Below are 15,982 nucleotides of genomic sequence, written 5' to 3' on the forward strand. Positions count from 1 at the left end.
CGGATACAGGTACCGTGCACGAAGTCGCGCCGAGGTGAGCGCGTGGTGGACGGAGTGGGGACAGGTCGTGCACGAGTACACGCTGCGCGAAGGCGTATCCGGAGCGCGGGGTCACAGCAGGCCCGAGCGCAACGGGCCCGTCGGCCCCTTCGCCGACGTCCTTCCACCCGGGGCACTGGACGTCGAGCGGCCTCCGCTCGACCGGTTCGGGCCGGCCGAGCTCGGACGGGCCGTGGTCGTCGCCGCCGTCCTGATCGCCTTCGTGGTGTGGGCGGTGTTGCGGTGGACCGTCCGGCCCCGGCAGCACAGCGTCGTCGAAGCGGCCGCGCACGGCACCGTCGACGCCTTCGAACATCTCGGGCCGACCTTCGTGAAGCTGGGCCAGCTCATCGCGTCGTCACCCGGACTGTTCCCCGCGGCCCTCGCCGACGCGTGCCTGCGCATGCTCGACGACGTGCCGACCTTCCCTTCCGAGCAGGCCCGCGCGGTGATCGAGGAGGATCTCGGACACCGCATCGACGAGATGTTCGAGTCGTTCGACGATGTGCCGCTCGCCGCGGCGTCCGTGGCCCAGGTGCACGGGTGCGTGCTGCGCGACGGCCGACGGGCCGTGGTGAAGGTGCAGCGACCGGGGATCGCGCACCGCATGCTCGTCGATCTGCGCGCCGCCTACATGGGCGCGAAGCTGCTGCAGCTCTTCGAGTTCTTCCGTATCGCGAACACTCCGGGGATCATCCGCGATCTCTACAACGCGACGATGACCGAGCTCAACGCGGCGGTCGAAGCGGATCGTCAGGATCGTTTCCGCCGCAACATCTCCGCGTTCGGCGACAACGTCTACGTCACGGTGCCCGAGGTGTACTGGCAGTGGTGCGGTCCGCGGGTGATCTGCATGGAGCGCCTGCAGGGCAAGCCCGTCGACCGGGTGGTGCCGGGCCAGGACGATCTCGACACCTCCCTGCTCGTGCGCCGCGGAGTGAAGGTGTGGATGGAGGCGGTGCTCTGTCACGGCCCGTTCCACGGCGACGTGCACGCGGGCAATCTCTGGCTGCTCGACGACGGACGTGTCGCGCTGCTCGACTTCGGCATCGTCGGCGAACTGCCCGAGAAGTGGCGCGCGCTGCTGCGGGCGTTGTTCCGCGCGGCCCTGCTCGACGGGGACTTCACGGCGGTCGCGCAGAGTGTGCGGGCGCTCGGTGTCGCCGCCGACCTCGACGTCGACGACGCGGCGGTCGGCCGGCAGGTTGCCGAGATCTTCGGTCCGCTGCTCGGTCAGGACGTGGGGGAGTTGCGGCTCAGCGAACTGATCGGTGCGCTCGTCTCGCTCGGCCGCAAGTGGAACACGTCGACGCCCGAGGAGCTCGTGTTGTTCGGGAAGCAGCTCGGATATTTCGAGCGCTACGCGACCGCGCTGGCGCCGGGCTGGGTGCTCGGCCGCGATCCCTTCGTCTTCCGGAACATCTTCCCGGACGAGGTAGCCATAAGAATCGCCGAGTCGAACGTGAGCCTGCCCGACTGAGCCACGAGCCCGTTCGGTCTTTACAGGATCCGACCGGCCCCGTAATTTGAACGATCGTTCGACCAAATTATGGTGCGAGCCACACACTGGCTACCGGAAGGACCGCGACCGCAATGGCAACTTCGCAGGACGTCGTACTGAGCACGCGCGACGGAAACGTCGTGACCTGGACGATCAACCTTCCGGAGGCGCGCAACCCGATCTCGGGTGACGACGTCATCGATCGCCTCGTCGAGCTCGCCGAGGAGGCAAACCGCGACATCGACACCCGCGTCGTCATTCTCACCGGCGCCGGATCGGCCTTCTCCGCCGGCGGCAACGTCAAGGACATGGACGAACGTCGCGGCATGTTCGGCGGCAGCCCCCACGCCCTGCGCGAGGGCTACCGTTACGGCATCCAGCGCCTGCCCCGCGCCATCTACCACTGCGAGGTCCCGATCATCGCCGCGGTCAACGGACCGGCCGTAGGCGCCGGCTGCGACCTCGCGATGATGTGCGACATGCGGATCGCCTCGTCGAAGGCGTTCTTCGCGGAGAGCTTCGTCAAGCTCGGCATCATCCCCGGCGACGGCGGCGCCTGGCTGCTTCCGCGCGCGGTCGGTGCGGCGCGCGCCGCCGAGATGGCCTTCACCGGCGACCGCGTCGACGCCGCGACGGCATTCGACTGGGGCATGGTCTCGCAGGTCGTCGAACCCGAGCAGCTCCTCGACGCCGCGAATGCGCTCGCCGCCCGCGTCGCCGTCAACCCCCCGAGCGCACTGCGCATGACGAAGAAGTTGCTGCGCGAGGGTCAGCGCGTCGATCTCGACACGCTCCTCGAACTGTCGGCCTCCTTCCAGGCGCTCTCGCACCACACCGAGGACCACCGTGAAGCCCTCTCGGCGTTCCTCGAACGACGCACCGGCGACTTCACCGGCAACTGACCTTCTCCTCTCCTTGCCCCCACACCCCGGAGGACAAGCCATGCAGCGGACGATCTTCACCGAAGAACACGAGCAGTTCCGGAAGATGGTGCGCGACTTCATCGAACGTGAGGTCGCGCCGCATCGCGAGGAATGGGACGAGATGGGTCGCCCGCCCCGCGAATTCTTCCGCCGGCTGGGCGAACTCGGCATCCTGGGGATCCAGGTCCCCGAGGAGTTCGGCGGAGGGGGCGAGTCCGGCTTCAAGTTCAACACGATCGTCTTCGAAGAGGTTGCGCGCGCCGGAGTCTCGTTCGGCTCCTACACCGTGCACGCCTGCCTGATCCTGCCCTACCTGCTCGAGTACGCGACCGAGGAGCAGAAGCAGCGCTGGCTGCCCGGCTTCGCCGACGGCTCGATCATGACCGCGATCGCGATGACCGAGCCCGGCACCGGCTCCGACCTCGCCAACATCGCGACCTCGGCGAAGCTGTCCGAGGACGGCAAGCACTACATCATCAACGGCGCGAAGACCTTCATCACCGGCGGCGTCACCGCCGACCTCATCCTCACGGTCTGCCGTACGAGTCCGTTCGATCCTGAGAACCGCCGCGGCGGCCTGTCGATCATCGCGGTGCCCACCGACACCGAGGGCTTCGCGGTAGGCCGCAAGCTCGACAAGATCGGCCTGCACCAGCAGGACACCGCCGAGCTCTCGTACACCGACGTGAAGGTGCCGGTCGAGAACCTCCTCGGTGAGGAAGGCGCGGGCTTCGGCTACCTCACTCACAACCTGCCGCAGGAGCGTCTGAGCATCGCTCTGAACCAGGTCGGCTTCGCCGAGGCCGCCATCGCCCACGCGATCGCATACACCAAGGAACGCAAGGTCTTCGGCAAGCCCGTCGCCTCGTTCCAGAACACCAAGTTCGTGCTCGCCGAGTGCTCGGCCGAGACCCAGGCCGCGCGTGTCTACGTCGACCACTGCCTCGAACTGCTCGACCGCAAGGAACTGACGGTCGCCGATGCGGCCCGCGCGAAGCTGTTCTGCACCGAGGTCTCCGGTCGCGTCATCGACAAGTGCCTGCAACTGCACGGCGGCTACGGCTACATCACCGAGTATCCGATCGCCCGGCTGTACGCCGACACCCGCGTGACCCGGATCTACGGTGGCACCAGCGAGGTCATGAAGACGATCATCTCCAAGGATCTGGGGCTGTAGGCATGTACCCGGGCCGTTACGCCGCCGTCGCCCCGGATCGGCCCGCCGTGCACGAGGCCGCGACCGGCCGGACGCTCACCTATCGGGAGCTCGAGGGCGCGTCCGTCCGGTTCGCGCACTGGCTGCGCGCACACGACGTCGGGAAGGGCGACCACATCGCGGTCGTCACCGTCAACGACGCCACTGCGTTCGAACTATACTGGGGGGCAGTTCGTTCGGGCGTCTACGTCACCTTCGTCAACACGCATCTCGCTCCCGTCGAGGCGGCCTACCTCGTCGACGACTGCGACGCGAAGGTGCTCGTCGTCTCGGCGCCGCTCGCCGATCTCGCCGAGGCGATCGTGCCGCTCACCCCGAAGGTGACGCACCGTGTCGCCTTCGGAGGGCAGGTGCCCGGACATCTCGTGTACGAGGAGGAGGTGGCGGGTCTTCCCGTCACCCCGATGCCGGACCAACCCCGCGGCAGCGACATGCTGTACTCCTCCGGCACCACCGGGCGCCCCAAAGGCATCAAGCCCGCTCTCTCCGGTGCTCAGGTCGGTGACGAGCCCGGTCCTCTGCTGCTGAAGCAGGTGCGCCGCTTCGGTTTCGACGAGAACACCGTCTACCTGTCGCCGGCACCGATCTACCACGCCGCGCCCTTGCGGTACGGCGTGTCGACGCAGGCGCTCGGTGGCACGGTCGTGCTCATGGAGCGGTTCGTCGACGAACTGCCGCGCACGCCGACGGGCAAGATGGTCAAGGGCAGGCTCGGCGAGCTGATCGCGCAGTACGCCGATACCGGAGCGTTGTCGTGAGAGTGCTGTCGCCGAAGCAGCGCGTCTTCATCGAGGCGGGCCGGAAAGAGTTCGTGCGCAACGGATACGGCTCGTCGTCGATCCGGACCATCGCGCAGGAGGCAGGCGTGAGCCTGTCCGCCCTGTACTACCACTACAAGAACAAACAGGATCTGCTGCTGGCGATCCTGCTCGACGGCGTCGACACCTACGACGCGGTCTGTGACGCCGAACTCGCCCGCGTCGGCGACGATCCGGTCGAGCAGATCCGCGCGTTCGTCAAGGGGAACGTCATCTTCCGCACGCAGTTCCCCGAGCAGGGACGCATGATCGCGACGGAGGTGCGCAATCTCGAACCCGAGGGTGCGCTGCTGTACGAGGAAGGCCGGCGCGCCGGCCGAAGGCGGATCCGCGACATCATCGATCGCGGTGTCGCACAAGGTGTCTTCACCACGAAGTATCCCGACGACTGCCGCCGATCGATTCTGGCGATGGTCTCGGCTATCGCCAACTGGTACGACCCCGCGGGTCCGGACGGCCCGGACGAGATCGCAGAACGCTACGCGGACCTGTCGCTGGCGCTGCTGTGTCCCACCATCACCGGTGGAGAAGGAGATCAACGATGAGTGCACGACTCGTACCGAGGGCGGGTACCCCCGACCCGGCACTGACGGAACTCCGTGCCGAGGTACGGGCGTTCCTGAAACAACAGATCGACGCGGGCGTGTTCACCCCAGGCATCGACACCTGGCTGACGCGATGGAACCCCGAGTTCACGCGCGCACTCGCCGCTCGCGGTTGGGTCGGCATGACGATCCCCGTCGAGTACGGCGGACACGGACGAACCTTCATGGAGCGCTTCGTCGTCACCGAGGAGCTGCTCGCGGTGGGCGCGCCGGTCGCCGCCCAGTGGGTCGCCGACCGCCAGGCCGCACCGTCGCTACTGAAGTACGGCACCGAAGAGCAGAAGCAGCGGTTCCTGCCGGGCATCGCGGCCGGTGAGATCTGCTGGGCCATCGGAATGTCCGAGCCCGACTCCGGATCCGACCTCGCGAGCGTCAAGACGAAGGCCACGCAGGTGGACGGTGGGTGGCGGATCTCCGGCACCAAGTTGTGGACGTCCGGGGCCCACCACGCCGACGCCTTCTTCGGCCTCGCGCGGTCCGCCCCGCTCGATCCCGCGCACCGCCACGACGGGCTGAGCCAGTTCATCGTGCTGCTCGACTCCCCGGGCGTGACCATCCGCCCGATCCTGTCGATGTCCGGCGACCACCACTTCAACGAGGTGCTGCTCGACGACGTCTTCGTCCCGGACGACCTGGTGCTCGGACAGATCGGCGCCGGCTGGGAACAGGTGACGAGCGAGCTCGGTTACGAGCGCAGCGGTCCCGAACGTTTCCTGTCGACCTTCGGGGTGCTCGAATCCCTCGTACACGGTGTGGCCGACGGCAGCGTCGAAGCGGACACCCGCATCGGAGCGACCATCGGGCGCATCGCGGGTCTGCACCGCATGTCCACCGCGGTCTCCGAGTCCCTCGAACGTGGCGAGAACGCCGAACTCGCGGCGTCGGTAGTGAAGGTGCTCGGCACGAAGACCGAAGGGGACCTGGCGGATCTCGCCGACGAGGTCGCGGGATACACCGCGGCCGACGCACATCTGGCCGAGCTCGTCCGGGCAGGAGTCATGCAACGACCGGGCTTCACACTGCGCGGCGGCACGAGCGAGATCCTCCGCGGGGTCATCGCACGAGGATTGGGGATGAGATGAGCGGGCAGGACGCACTGCAGTCGACGGAACTGCGCGACTTCGCACAGATGCTGTCCGAGGTGTTCACCTCGGGCGACGACCACCGCATCGGTGACGTCGTCGAACTCGATCGTGCCCTGTGGAGCACCCTCACCGAGCTCGGCCTCGATCGGCTCACCGGTTCGGAGGACAGTGGTGGAAGCGGCGCGGGATGGCTCGAAGCCGCCCTGCTGCTCGAAGCTGCCGGCAGTGCTGCTGCTGCCGTGCCGGTGGCCGAGAACGATCTGCTCGCGGGTTGGCTCCTCGAGCAGGCAGGCCTCGAGGCGGTGCCGGCCGTGCGTACCGCCGCGGTGCTCGACGCCGACGGCCGCGCACGCCACGTGCCGTGGGCCCGGTTCGCGGACTCGATCGTCGTGTTGTGGGAGTCACCGCAGGGATGGCAGGTCGCCGAGGTCGCTCGCGGCGATGTCGAGATCGTCGAGGCCGTGAACTTGGCGGCGGAGCCCCGCGACCACGTGTGCGTCGACCTGTCGGCACTGTCGGGACGTGACGTTCCGGCGGGCACCGCCGACGAGTTCCGCTACCGGGGCGCGCTCGTCCGTGCGCTGGCCACCGCGGGTGCGATGGATCGGGTTCTCGAGCTCGTCGTCGATCACACCACTGCCCGCGTGCAGTTCGGTCGTCCGCTGGCCAAGTTCCAGGCGGTGCAGGCGCTCGTCGCCGACATCGCCACCGAGGCCTCGCTCGTGCACGCCGCCGCGGATGGTGCGGTCGATGCCGTTCTCGCCGGTGGTTTCGATGACGCGTCGACCCGCTTCGCGATCGCGGCGGCCGCGTCGTGTGCCGGACATGCGGCGTCGGTCGTCGCCCGCAACGCGCATCAGGCGCTCGGTGCGATCGGCTTCACGATGGAACACGAGCTGCATCGGCACGCCAACCGGATCCTGTCGTGGCGCAGCGAATTCGGCACGGTCGCGTCGTGGGATTCCGAACTGCTCGCCGCGGCCGGTGAAGCCGGGGACGTGTGGGCGTTGATCACGGGTGGCCCGGCACGCTGACGAGCACGAGACATGTCGGTGCATGCTTCAACGCGGTCTTATCGATGTCGTTCGCAAGGGCGAGGACTGCACACCACGCGTCCCGGGATCTTCGAACCAGTAGCAGTGACAGTTCACGCCACCGGGGATCTCCCCGGCATCTCCGCAGCGTGGGACGGGGGCGAACCACTGCTGGTACCGGCCGGATTCGGATCGGATTTCGCCCGCGCAGCACCGACCGGTCGACGCAGAGCAAGGGTGACCGTCACGGCTTGCCAGAAGAGAATGCCGACCAGAATCGACAGGGCGAACGCCAACCAGGGATGGTCCTCTCGCAGCGGCAGATACACCTGGAAGTGCGTCAGGTAGATGTAGAGCGACGCGCTCGCCAGCACCCCTGCGATCCGGCTCAGCACAGGTGGGCAGGGAACGGACTCGAGCCACACCAGCAGGCCCAGCCCACCGATGACGAGAAGTTCTCGCTGGAGATCACCCGAGAAGTATCCAGGCACCGTGGCTGCGATCACTGCCGTGACGATCATTCGGTGCCACACGGTCGTCGACGTAGCGGCAGCCCAGCCCAGGGCGAACAACCAGAAGACCATCGACGCGCTCAGAATCAGATTGTTGCCGTCCCCGAGCTCGATCACGCGGTAGCGGGGGAGCAGACCCACACCCACCAAGGCCATCGCGAACCAGAACGAGTGCCTGCGCTCAACACGGTCGATGAGCGGGATGGACAACACCGCGATGACTACGAGCAGGATGTACACGATCGCTTCGATGAACCAGTACCGCCATTCGGGCGTCCACCCGTCGGGGCCGAGAATGCCGTTGAGCAACAACGCACTGGTCACGAGATAGTCCCCGGTCAGTGCGATCACGATGCCGAGCCACACCATGCTGGGTACGGCAATTCGGGCGACGCTGCCCAGGACATGTCGCACCCGTTCGGTACGGGGAGTGGCGAGATGAAAGCGTGCGAAGTTGTATCCGGCGACCCCCAGCAGCACATGCGCGCCGCCGAGAACCCCGAACAACCGGATGTGCGAACCGACGATCAGCACGATCGCAACAGCGCGGAGCAGCACGTTGGTCTCGACCGCCCGCCACCATCGTCGCCGGGGCGTAGGCACGAAATCCTTGATCGCGGTGGTGTGCCAGTTCTGGGGTAGATAGCCGAGCATGCGCTCGAGCCGCAGAGACATCTGCACATAGGACAGCGAGTCGCCGCCCAGGCTCACGAACGAGCTGTCGTCGGTGACCTGCCCACTGTGCAGCACCTCGGCATACAGGGTCCGCAGGGCGGCCGTGTCCACGACGGTGCTCTCTGCCTCGGGTGAATCGGGCGTCGCGTGGTGCACGAGCTCGGCCACTGCCCGAAGGTCGGGTTTGCCCGTGCCGGTCCGCGGAAGCTCGTCGACGAGACACACCCGCACGGCCGCGACGGGAAGACCACAGGCCCGTGCGCTCGCGGACCGGATCGCCTCGAGATCGCTCGCACCCTCGACCGCCACGATCATGTCGTCCGTCCCGCCGACACAGCATGCTGTCAGTCCCTGTTCGGCGAGGGTCGACTCGACCTGCTGCAGGTCGATCCGTAGCCCGAAGATCTTGACGAAACGGCTGCGTCGGCCCACCACCTCGTACACGCCGCCGTCGATCTGCCGCGCGAGGTCGCCGGTCCGCAGTTCACCCTCGAGGACGTCCCCGAGACCCAGATCTTCGGGCGTGTGCGCGTAGCCGAGCATCACGTTCGGCCCCGTGTAGATCAGTTCACCGGTGCCGTCCGGAGCGTCCGGTATCGGCTCGAGCCGGAAGGATCCACCGGGAACAGCTCGTCCGATCGACTGCGGATAGTCGGAGGCGAGTTCCGGAGGCAGGTACGCCATCCGTGCGGTCGCCTCCGTCTGCCCGTACATGACGAAGAAATCCCAGCCCCGCTCACGGCCCGACTGCGTATAGGCGCGGACCCGATCCGGTGAGAGTCGACCGCCGGCCTGGGTGATGTAGCGCAGGTCGGGTAGGTCCAGTTCGTCGAATCCGAACCGATCGAGCAGATCGAACGTGTAGGGCACGCCGGCGAAGCTGGTGCCGCGGTGGTCTCGGAACAGCTCCCAGAACGCCGGGTCGGTCACCGAGCGGCTCGTGAGGATCACTGCGGCTCCGCGCAGTAGGTGGCTGTGGATGACAGAGAGCCCGTAGCAGTAATGCATCGGCAGCGTCGTCACTGCCCGGTCGGTACTACGGATGTCGAGGTACTCCGCGATCGACTCTGCATTGGACTGCACGTTGCGATGGGACAGGCGGACGAGTTTCGGGGAGCCCGTCGAGCCGGAGGTGCTCAGCAGCAGCGCCAGGTCGGGGTGCAGTACATGCGCAGAACCGTCACCCCGTTCCTCGATCGTCACGGTCCCGTCGATACTGCGCACCACCACGTCGGGTCGGTATGCGGCGATCAGGCCTTCGAAGGCTGCGGGGTGGTCGCCCGGCGCCAGCAGAACCGGATGTCCGGCGAGTAGGGCTGCAAGGTAGACGACAAGAACATCGATCTCGTTGGCACCTGCGATCAACACCAGTCGGCGGGTGTTGCCCAGCCGGGCAGTTGCCCGATGGACTCGGTCGGCCAGGTCGCTGTAGGTGACGGTTTCCTGCTGGGTGATCAAGGCTGGGGCGTCACCGAAGTCTTCCAGATGGAGGACGAAACGCACGCGAGGATGTTCCTTGCGGAAGAACGGGCTGAGCACCGATAGAGTGTAAGGGCTGCCAAACCTGACAACCGAGGGCTTGAATTGGCCTTTACCACCACCTTATGGGGTTCGCCCCCCACACACACACATGTCGCCGCGGTCGTGGGTGGATCCGATGCTGCAGTCGTGTCCGAGGTGTTGCGACGCGCGCACGTGGCGGGCGCACTGCCACAGCAGTCGGTTGTACGCCGGCCGGACGCCGTCACGCGCCCCTTGCTGTGATCAGGCAGCGGGTGCTGTGCCCGCGTCGCAGGGTGCGGCATCGGCTGTGACGTCGAGGTCGGGAGCGAGGATGTCGAGCAGCATGCGCACCTGGCGTGTGGGTGCGACGACGTGGAAACGGCCGGGCCGGATGTGAACGGCATCGGCGAGCATCGAGGCGACCTCGGAGTACATGAAGGTCACCTCGGACAGATCGACGACGACGTGGTCGCCCGAGTGTGCGAGGTCGCCGAGAGTGGAGGCGAACTCCGCTCGGGCGGTCATGTCGAGATCTCCCTTCGCCCGCAGGACGCTGCAGCGACGGGAGGGCGAGTGGACGTCGAGACGGTAGCGCGGTGCTCGGGCGACCGTCTCTGCACCGACTCGTGAGAGTGCGCCGGTGTGGGTGACGATCCTGCGGGTGGTGCTCGTACGTGTGCTCATTGCGGTCTCCTGTCGGCGTGGATTTCGTGCCGTCCGGTGCGGGCTGGATCACGAGCAGACGGTCGGCCTGCTGGGGTCGTGGTGAGAACGTCGGGGTCCGGTGAGAACTCGCCTCGGGCTTGCACAGAGCCTGTCCGACGGATGTCGCTTCGCCACCACCCGTTCCATAACGGAGCGATAACGAAACATCACGGTTCTGTAACGTAGGCGTTCGGAGCTGCGAAAATATCCTATGTTCCTGGCTCCGTCGGCCCGAGCGGACGATCGGTGGCTGGAGATGGGATGCTGGATCCATGAGCGCTGTTCCTGCCGACGCTGCCGCCGACGCGGAGGCCGCGTTCGGCGGCCTCGTCGTGGAGACGGAGCTCGCCCCCATCCACCGGCTCGGCAGCGGTGCGCTGTCCGCCGTCGAACTGCAACTGCGTGGTCCGGAAGGATCATCGTTGCACGATGCGACCGCTCTGAGCGAGGCCGCCCGGGCGATGCATCAGAAGTCGGAACTGGACCGGATCAAGTGGCGCAGGGCCGGACGGCAAGCCGAGTCGGCGGTTCCGCATCTGGTGACCGTCGATCTCGATTCACTCGACGAACTCGGCGCGCTCGGGGATCGAGGGGGGTCGACCACGGTCGCTCTCATCACCGAGCAGACGCTGATCGCCGCCCCTGCCAGGACGCTGCGCACCATTGCGGCGGCGCGCACCGCCGGCATGCTCGTCGCGGTGGACGGTGTGGGAGCGCGTGCTCAGGCCCTCGCGCTGCTGCCGCTCGTCGAACCGGATGTGATCATCACGTCGCCGGCCCTGATCGCGCGTGCGGCCGACGCCTCGACGGCGAGGATCGCCCACGCCGTCGCCGCGTACATCGAATCCAGCAGCGCGGTCGTCATCGCGCAGGGCGTCGATTCGGAACTGCATCGCCGCCGCGCTCTGGGATTGGCCGCCGAATACGGAATGGGCGCGCTGTATCCGACAGTCGGATCGACCGGTGATGCCGCGCAAGCGGATTCGGATGTCGAACCGATATCGCTGCGTCCGCGACGGGCCGTTCCCGGCGGCCTCGAACTCACTCCCTTCGCTCTGGCGTCCGAAGGACGCAGACGCACAAGTAGTTTCAAGCGACTTCTGGTGTCGATGAGCAAGCTGCTCGAGACCAACGCGGTGGGAGCCGGACCGGAGACGATCGTGCTCGGCACCTTCCAGCGCGCCGAGCACTTCACTCCGACCTCCCGGGTTCGATGGGCGCAGCTCGCCGGGCAGGTCGCCTACACCGGGGTCTACGGCGTCGGAATCGATCCCTACGTCGACTCCGCGGTACACCACGCGCCGTTGGACCCGAACGATCCGATCGTCGACGAATGGAACGTCGTCGTCCTCGGTCCGCACTTCGCGTGCGTACTCGCCGCGCTCGACATGCACACCGACGCAGCGGATCTCGACCGCGAGTTCCGCTACGTGCTGTCCTACGACCGCGGCACCGTGATCCGGTGCGCCCACAGCATCCTGGCGCGTTTCGAGGGGTGACCCGAGGGAGAGCGGCTCAGGACGAGGGTGGGACCTCCAAGGGGACCGGTCGGGGACGGGACAGGGTCGCGCGCGCCGCGCGGGCGACGGCCTCCCGGTCGTAGGAGACGACGTACTCGAACTCCCGCTCGCCGCCGGCCGTTCGACGGTGCAGGTCGAGGGCAGAGAGCGCGCACGCGAACGACTCTCCCAGGAGGATGACGTTCCACTCGTCGACGAGGGGATCGTGCGGCTCGATCGGGACGAGGTCCGGGCCCGAGGTGCTCGTGCCGAACCCGACCGCGAAGACCGCGACGTGCGCGAGGGTGTCGGCCATCGACAGCCATCGTCTGCGTGCGGCCCCGGTGAAGTGGTCGTGGTGCTGGAAGGTGCCGAGGGCGATCGTGTCGGGTCCGGCCTCCCCGGCTCGCGCCTCGAGGTCGGCGCTCATGGACACGAGCAGACCCTTGCCGCTCCGCACGCGTTCCCGACCGGCAGACAGGATGCGGAAGGGCGCGGCGGTCGCGTCGTCGAGCGGCGCACTCCAGGTGGGTTCACGGAACAACCCGCCGCGCGGCGACGAAGGGCCGGCTTCACCCTCCGCAACGTGTAGTGCTGTACCGCAACCGAAATCGATACCGTGGGCGAGGGCCGCCTCGCGATGAAGGTCGGAGTCGACGCCCTCGGCGAGAACGACGGAGTTCGTGCGCTCGCAGTGGGCCCGCAACGACAGCAGGGTAGTGGCGGCCCGCAGGTCGGATGCGACGAGCGCCTCGGCCGGTACGACGACCACCTCCGGCTCGACCAGAGCCAGGACGACCGTGGCGCGGGACGCCGATTCCGCGATGCGTACCGCCACGGCGAATCCGCGCTCGCGCACAGCGGCGATCCGGTGCAGGACCGTCGGGGGATCGGCGAACACCTCGTGCTCGTCGACCAGTGCGACGGCATCGCGTCCGGCCACCGGCCTGTGCGCGAGGTCGGTCAACGGCATCACAGCCGCGACGACCGTGCCGTCCACGAGGTCGTGGATCGTGCTCGCGTGCATGACGTGCCGCCTTCCCGCATCACGCGGCGGTCCGTCCGCCGAGCATCACGCCGGACGCGCGCAGGCTCGCAGGATCCGGGGCGTCGTCCGTTGCGGACATCCTGCCAGCCGCCACGTCGGTCACGTCGACGGGATCACCGCAGATACAGGCGGACCTTGTCGATCTCGTTGCGCAGCAGGTCGATCTCCTCGGCGGTGGGATCCTCGGTCAGCGTCAGCTCGTCGGAGACCTTCAGATCCCAGCCGGTGGCGGCGCGGACCTGGTCGACGGTGACACCGCGGTGGATGCTGGTCAGTTCGAGTTCGTCGAAGGAATCTTGCCGCGACAGCACGCCCAGACTGGTGAACACCTTCGTCACCCCGCGGCCGCGGGGCATGATGCCGACGCCCGCCTCACGGGCGCGCACCGGGCTCGGGGTCGTGCAGAAGTCCAGTTCGGCGGGGAAGGCACTCGGATCGTGGCGTCGCATGATCACGAACACCTCGCCGGCGTTGGGCATGATCTCGACGGCTCCGCCGCCGCCGGGCAGGCGCACGGTGGGCTTGTCCCAGTCGCCGATGATGCTGGTGTTGAGGCTGCCGTCGCGGTCGATCTGCGCCGCCCCGAGGAACCCGACATCGACGTTGCCGCCTTGGAGCACGTACCCGAACAGCGACGCCATGGACACCACGGATTCGGCGCCGGAGACCACGACGGAGTCGGCGATGCCCTCGGCCATCGCCTCGGGGTGCGCACCGCAGACCCCGGATTCGTAGATCAGCTCGACGTCGGGGTTCGACGTGCGGGCGGCGAGGTCGACGGCGAGGGTGGGCAGACCCACCCCGGCGAAGACCCGGGCCTTGCCGGCCAGGGCCCGCGCGGCGACGGAGACGATCAGTTCGGTGGTGGAGAAGGTTTCGGTGGTGGTCACTTTCGGCTCCCGTAGTCGACGGTCCCGGAGGGGCGCGGCGCGACCTCGAGGTCGGCCCAGTACTCTTCGCCCAGTTTCTCGAGGTATTCGGCGTGATCGGCGGTGGTGAGGACCCATTCCTTCAACCAGGTGCGCAGTTGCTGGGGGTCCTTGCTGATCGCGGTCCATCGGCGGTAGAACGCGCAGTCGCGGTCGTAGTAACCCTGCGCGTAGGAGGGGTGCGCTCCGCGCGGGCTCAGCACCACCGCGTCCACCGCGTGCGAGGGGACGAGGGTGCGGCTGGGATCGGAGCGGATCACGTCGTCGTCGACGATCTCTTCGACCACCACGATGGCCTTCTTCGCAGCGTAGACCGCTTCCTGCTGCACACCGGCGATGCCCCAGATCTGGACGTTGCCGGAGCGGTCGGCGCGCTGCGCGTGGATGATCGTCACGTCCGGGTTCAGCGGAGGCACAACGTAGACGCTGCCGCCGCTGAAGGGATCCTCGACGAGCCGGATGTTCGGGTTGATCTTCGGCAGGTCGCTGCCGGCGTACGAGCGCAGCGGGAAGAAGGGCAGCCCGGCCGCGCCGGCCTGGTAGCGGCAGACCATGCCGTAGTGGCTGTACTCCTCGACCTCGAGTGCGACGGGGTCGTGGCTCTCGATGCGCCGGCGGATCTCGTACAGCGACCCGGCCGAGCCGCTGGCGAAGAAGGACGCGACGAGCTTCGAGACGCAGTCGGCGGCGATGAGCTGATCGGAGATGATGTCGGGGGTCATGCGGCACAACGTCAGGTCGCGCCTGCCCTGCCGGATGATCTCGTGCGCCGCCGCGAACGGGATGAGGTGCGAGAAACCCTCGAGGGCAACGGTCATGCCGTCCTCGACATAGGTGGCGATCGCCTCGCGCAGGGGCATGAGTTTGTCCGGCATACCGGTCGTCCTCCGTGTGGTCGGTAATTCGGTGTCGGATATCAGGAGCCCGCAGGCGCAATAATCGACGGGTGGAGATCCAGCAGGTGAAGGCGTTCCTGGCGGTGGCGGAGGAACTGCATTTCGGTCGCGCGGCGCAGCGGCTGCACATGGCCCAGCCGCCGCTCAGCCGCACGATCCGCAGGCTCGAGAAAGAACTCGGAGCCGAACTCTTCGAACGCAACACCCGCAGCGTGCGGTTGACGGAGAGCGGTCGCGCGCTCGTGGAGCCGGCCCGGAACATCCTCGACGCCTGCCGGCTCGCCGAGATGGCGGTGACCGCCGCGGGGTCGGGTCAGACCGGCAGGGTCCGTATCGGTTTCGCCGGTTCGTCCTCGCACTATCTCGTGGGCCGGTGGGCGAAGCTCGTGCGGCGCACTCATCCCGGTATCGAATTCGTGCTCGACAGTTCGGCGTACGCGAGCGAGGCGCTCAACAAGCTGGCCGCGGGCAAGCTCGACATCGGCATCGTGCGCCTGTTGTTCTTCCCACCGGGGATCGCGTCGCGCGTCGTGGCCCGAGAGAACCTCGTCGTGGCGCTGCCCAAGGAGCACCCGCTCGCCGACCGTGAGCAGGTCCGGCTCGAGGACCTCGCGCACGAGGCGTGGGTGATGCTGCCCGCCGAACCCGGATCGATGCTGCGCGAGCTGTTGCTCCGTATCGCCCACGACGTCGGATTCACGCCCAGAATCGTTCAGAGCGCCCCGGATTCGCTGTCGCTGATCGCCCTGGTCTCGGCCGGGGTGGGATGTTCGATGACGGTCTCGTCGGTCGCAGCGAACGTCATCAACCCCGAGGTCGTGTTCGTTCCTCTCGCAGATCATCCCGAGCCGCTCGACGTGCGGCTCGTGTGGCGGGAGGACGACGACAGTGCCGCGCTGCGGGAGGTTCTCCGCCTCTCCGAGGAAGCGCTGCCGACTCCGGATTGACCGGGGCCGGCCGGCGACTGCGCCGGCCGGCCCCGAGTGCGAGCGAT

The 15,982-nt window shown here is 67.7% G+C and carries 13 protein-coding genes and 1 pseudogene; 9 read left to right on the forward strand and 5 right to left on the reverse strand.

Going from position 1 to position 15,982, the window contains the following annotated elements; all coding sequences use genetic code 11:
- Nucleotides 1-82 precede the first annotated feature (82 nt).
- The 7 genes and pseudogenes from K3M35_RS13905 (at nt 83) to K3M35_RS13935 (ending at nt 7,221) form a co-directional block, all read left to right on the forward strand.
- A complete protein-coding gene (locus K3M35_RS13905) occupies nt 83-1,519 on the forward strand; it encodes an AarF/ABC1/UbiB kinase family protein (RefSeq protein ID WP_051121662.1) in 1,437 nt (478 codons plus the stop codon).
- 113 nt (nt 1,520-1,632) lie between these two features.
- A complete protein-coding gene (locus K3M35_RS13910; RefSeq protein ID WP_033096334.1) occupies nt 1,633-2,442 on the forward strand; it encodes a crotonase/enoyl-CoA hydratase family protein in 810 nt (269 codons plus the stop codon).
- 40 nt (nt 2,443-2,482) lie between these two features.
- A complete protein-coding gene (locus K3M35_RS13915) occupies nt 2,483-3,640 on the forward strand; it encodes an acyl-CoA dehydrogenase family protein (protein ID WP_006553733.1) in 1,158 nt (385 codons plus the stop codon).
- 2 nt (nt 3,641-3,642) lie between these two features.
- Nucleotides 3,643-4,341 (forward strand): annotated as a pseudogene (locus K3M35_RS13920) (AMP-binding protein); the annotation flags it as partial.
- Nucleotides 4,342-4,433: 92 nt separating this feature from the next.
- Nucleotides 4,434-5,042: a TetR/AcrR family transcriptional regulator gene (locus K3M35_RS13925; protein WP_232333390.1), complete on the forward strand. Its 609-nt coding sequence runs from the start codon at nt 4,434-4,436 to the stop codon at nt 5,040-5,042.
- Nucleotides 5,039-6,184 carry an acyl-CoA dehydrogenase family protein gene (locus K3M35_RS13930; protein WP_064060486.1) on the forward strand — a complete coding sequence of 382 codons (1,146 nt, stop codon included), beginning with the start codon at nt 5,039-5,041 and terminating at the stop codon, nt 6,182-6,184. Before K3M35_RS13925 ends, K3M35_RS13930 begins: the two co-directional genes overlap by 4 nt.
- On the forward strand, nt 6,181-7,221 hold the full coding sequence (locus K3M35_RS13935; protein ID WP_019290827.1) for an acyl-CoA dehydrogenase family protein: 1,041 nt from the start codon (nt 6,181-6,183) through the stop codon (nt 7,219-7,221). Before K3M35_RS13930 ends, K3M35_RS13935 begins: the two co-directional genes overlap by 4 nt.
- 113 nt (nt 7,222-7,334) lie before the next feature.
- Here K3M35_RS13935 and K3M35_RS13940 read toward each other — a convergent pair whose 3' ends face one another.
- The gene (locus K3M35_RS13940; RefSeq protein WP_371850708.1) at nt 7,335-9,947 is read right to left on the reverse strand and encodes an AMP-binding protein; all 2,613 of its coding nucleotides are present in this window, start codon (nt 9,945-9,947) and stop codon (nt 7,335-7,337) included.
- A gap of 225 nt (nt 9,948-10,172) precedes the next feature.
- Nucleotides 10,173-10,595, reverse strand: coding sequence for an STAS domain-containing protein (locus K3M35_RS13945; RefSeq protein WP_052039944.1), 423 nt, complete (start codon nt 10,593-10,595; stop codon nt 10,173-10,175).
- A gap of 293 nt (nt 10,596-10,888) precedes the next feature.
- On the opposite strand from K3M35_RS13945, the gene K3M35_RS13950 reads away from it, so the two are divergent.
- Nucleotides 10,889-12,115, forward strand: coding sequence for an EAL domain-containing protein (locus tag K3M35_RS13950; protein ID WP_064060488.1), 1,227 nt, complete (start codon nt 10,889-10,891; stop codon nt 12,113-12,115).
- Between the two features lie 16 nt (nt 12,116-12,131).
- Here the strand turns inward: K3M35_RS13950 and K3M35_RS13955 are convergent, their stop codons facing one another.
- The 3 genes from K3M35_RS13955 to K3M35_RS13965 all read right to left on the reverse strand — a co-directional run bounded on the left by K3M35_RS13955 (nt 12,132) and on the right by K3M35_RS13965 (nt 14,967).
- Nucleotides 12,132-13,142, reverse strand: coding sequence for a DICT sensory domain-containing protein (locus K3M35_RS13955; protein ID WP_006553724.1), 1,011 nt, complete (start codon nt 13,140-13,142; stop codon nt 12,132-12,134).
- A gap of 134 nt (nt 13,143-13,276) precedes the next feature.
- Nucleotides 13,277-14,053 (reverse strand): 3-oxoadipate--succinyl-CoA transferase subunit B, encoded by a 777-nt coding sequence (locus K3M35_RS13960; RefSeq protein ID WP_006553723.1) that lies wholly within the window; start codon nt 14,051-14,053, stop codon nt 13,277-13,279.
- A complete protein-coding gene (locus K3M35_RS13965) occupies nt 14,050-14,967 on the reverse strand; it encodes a CoA transferase subunit A (protein WP_200358757.1) in 918 nt (305 codons plus the stop codon). The genes K3M35_RS13960 and K3M35_RS13965 overlap by 4 nt, the downstream gene beginning before the upstream one ends.
- A 71-nt stretch (nt 14,968-15,038) precedes the next feature.
- Here K3M35_RS13965 and K3M35_RS13970 point away from each other — a divergent pair, with 71 nt between their 5' ends.
- Nucleotides 15,039-15,935, forward strand: a complete 897-nt coding sequence (locus tag K3M35_RS13970; RefSeq protein WP_024102093.1) for a LysR family transcriptional regulator — start codon at nt 15,039-15,041, stop codon at nt 15,933-15,935.
- Nucleotides 15,936-15,982: the final 47 nt, after the last annotated feature.

It is taken from the genome of Rhodococcus sp. DMU2021, from assembly GCF_019641445.1.
Taxonomy (GTDB): Bacteria; Actinomycetota; Actinomycetes; order Mycobacteriales; family Mycobacteriaceae; genus Rhodococcus; species Rhodococcus pyridinivorans.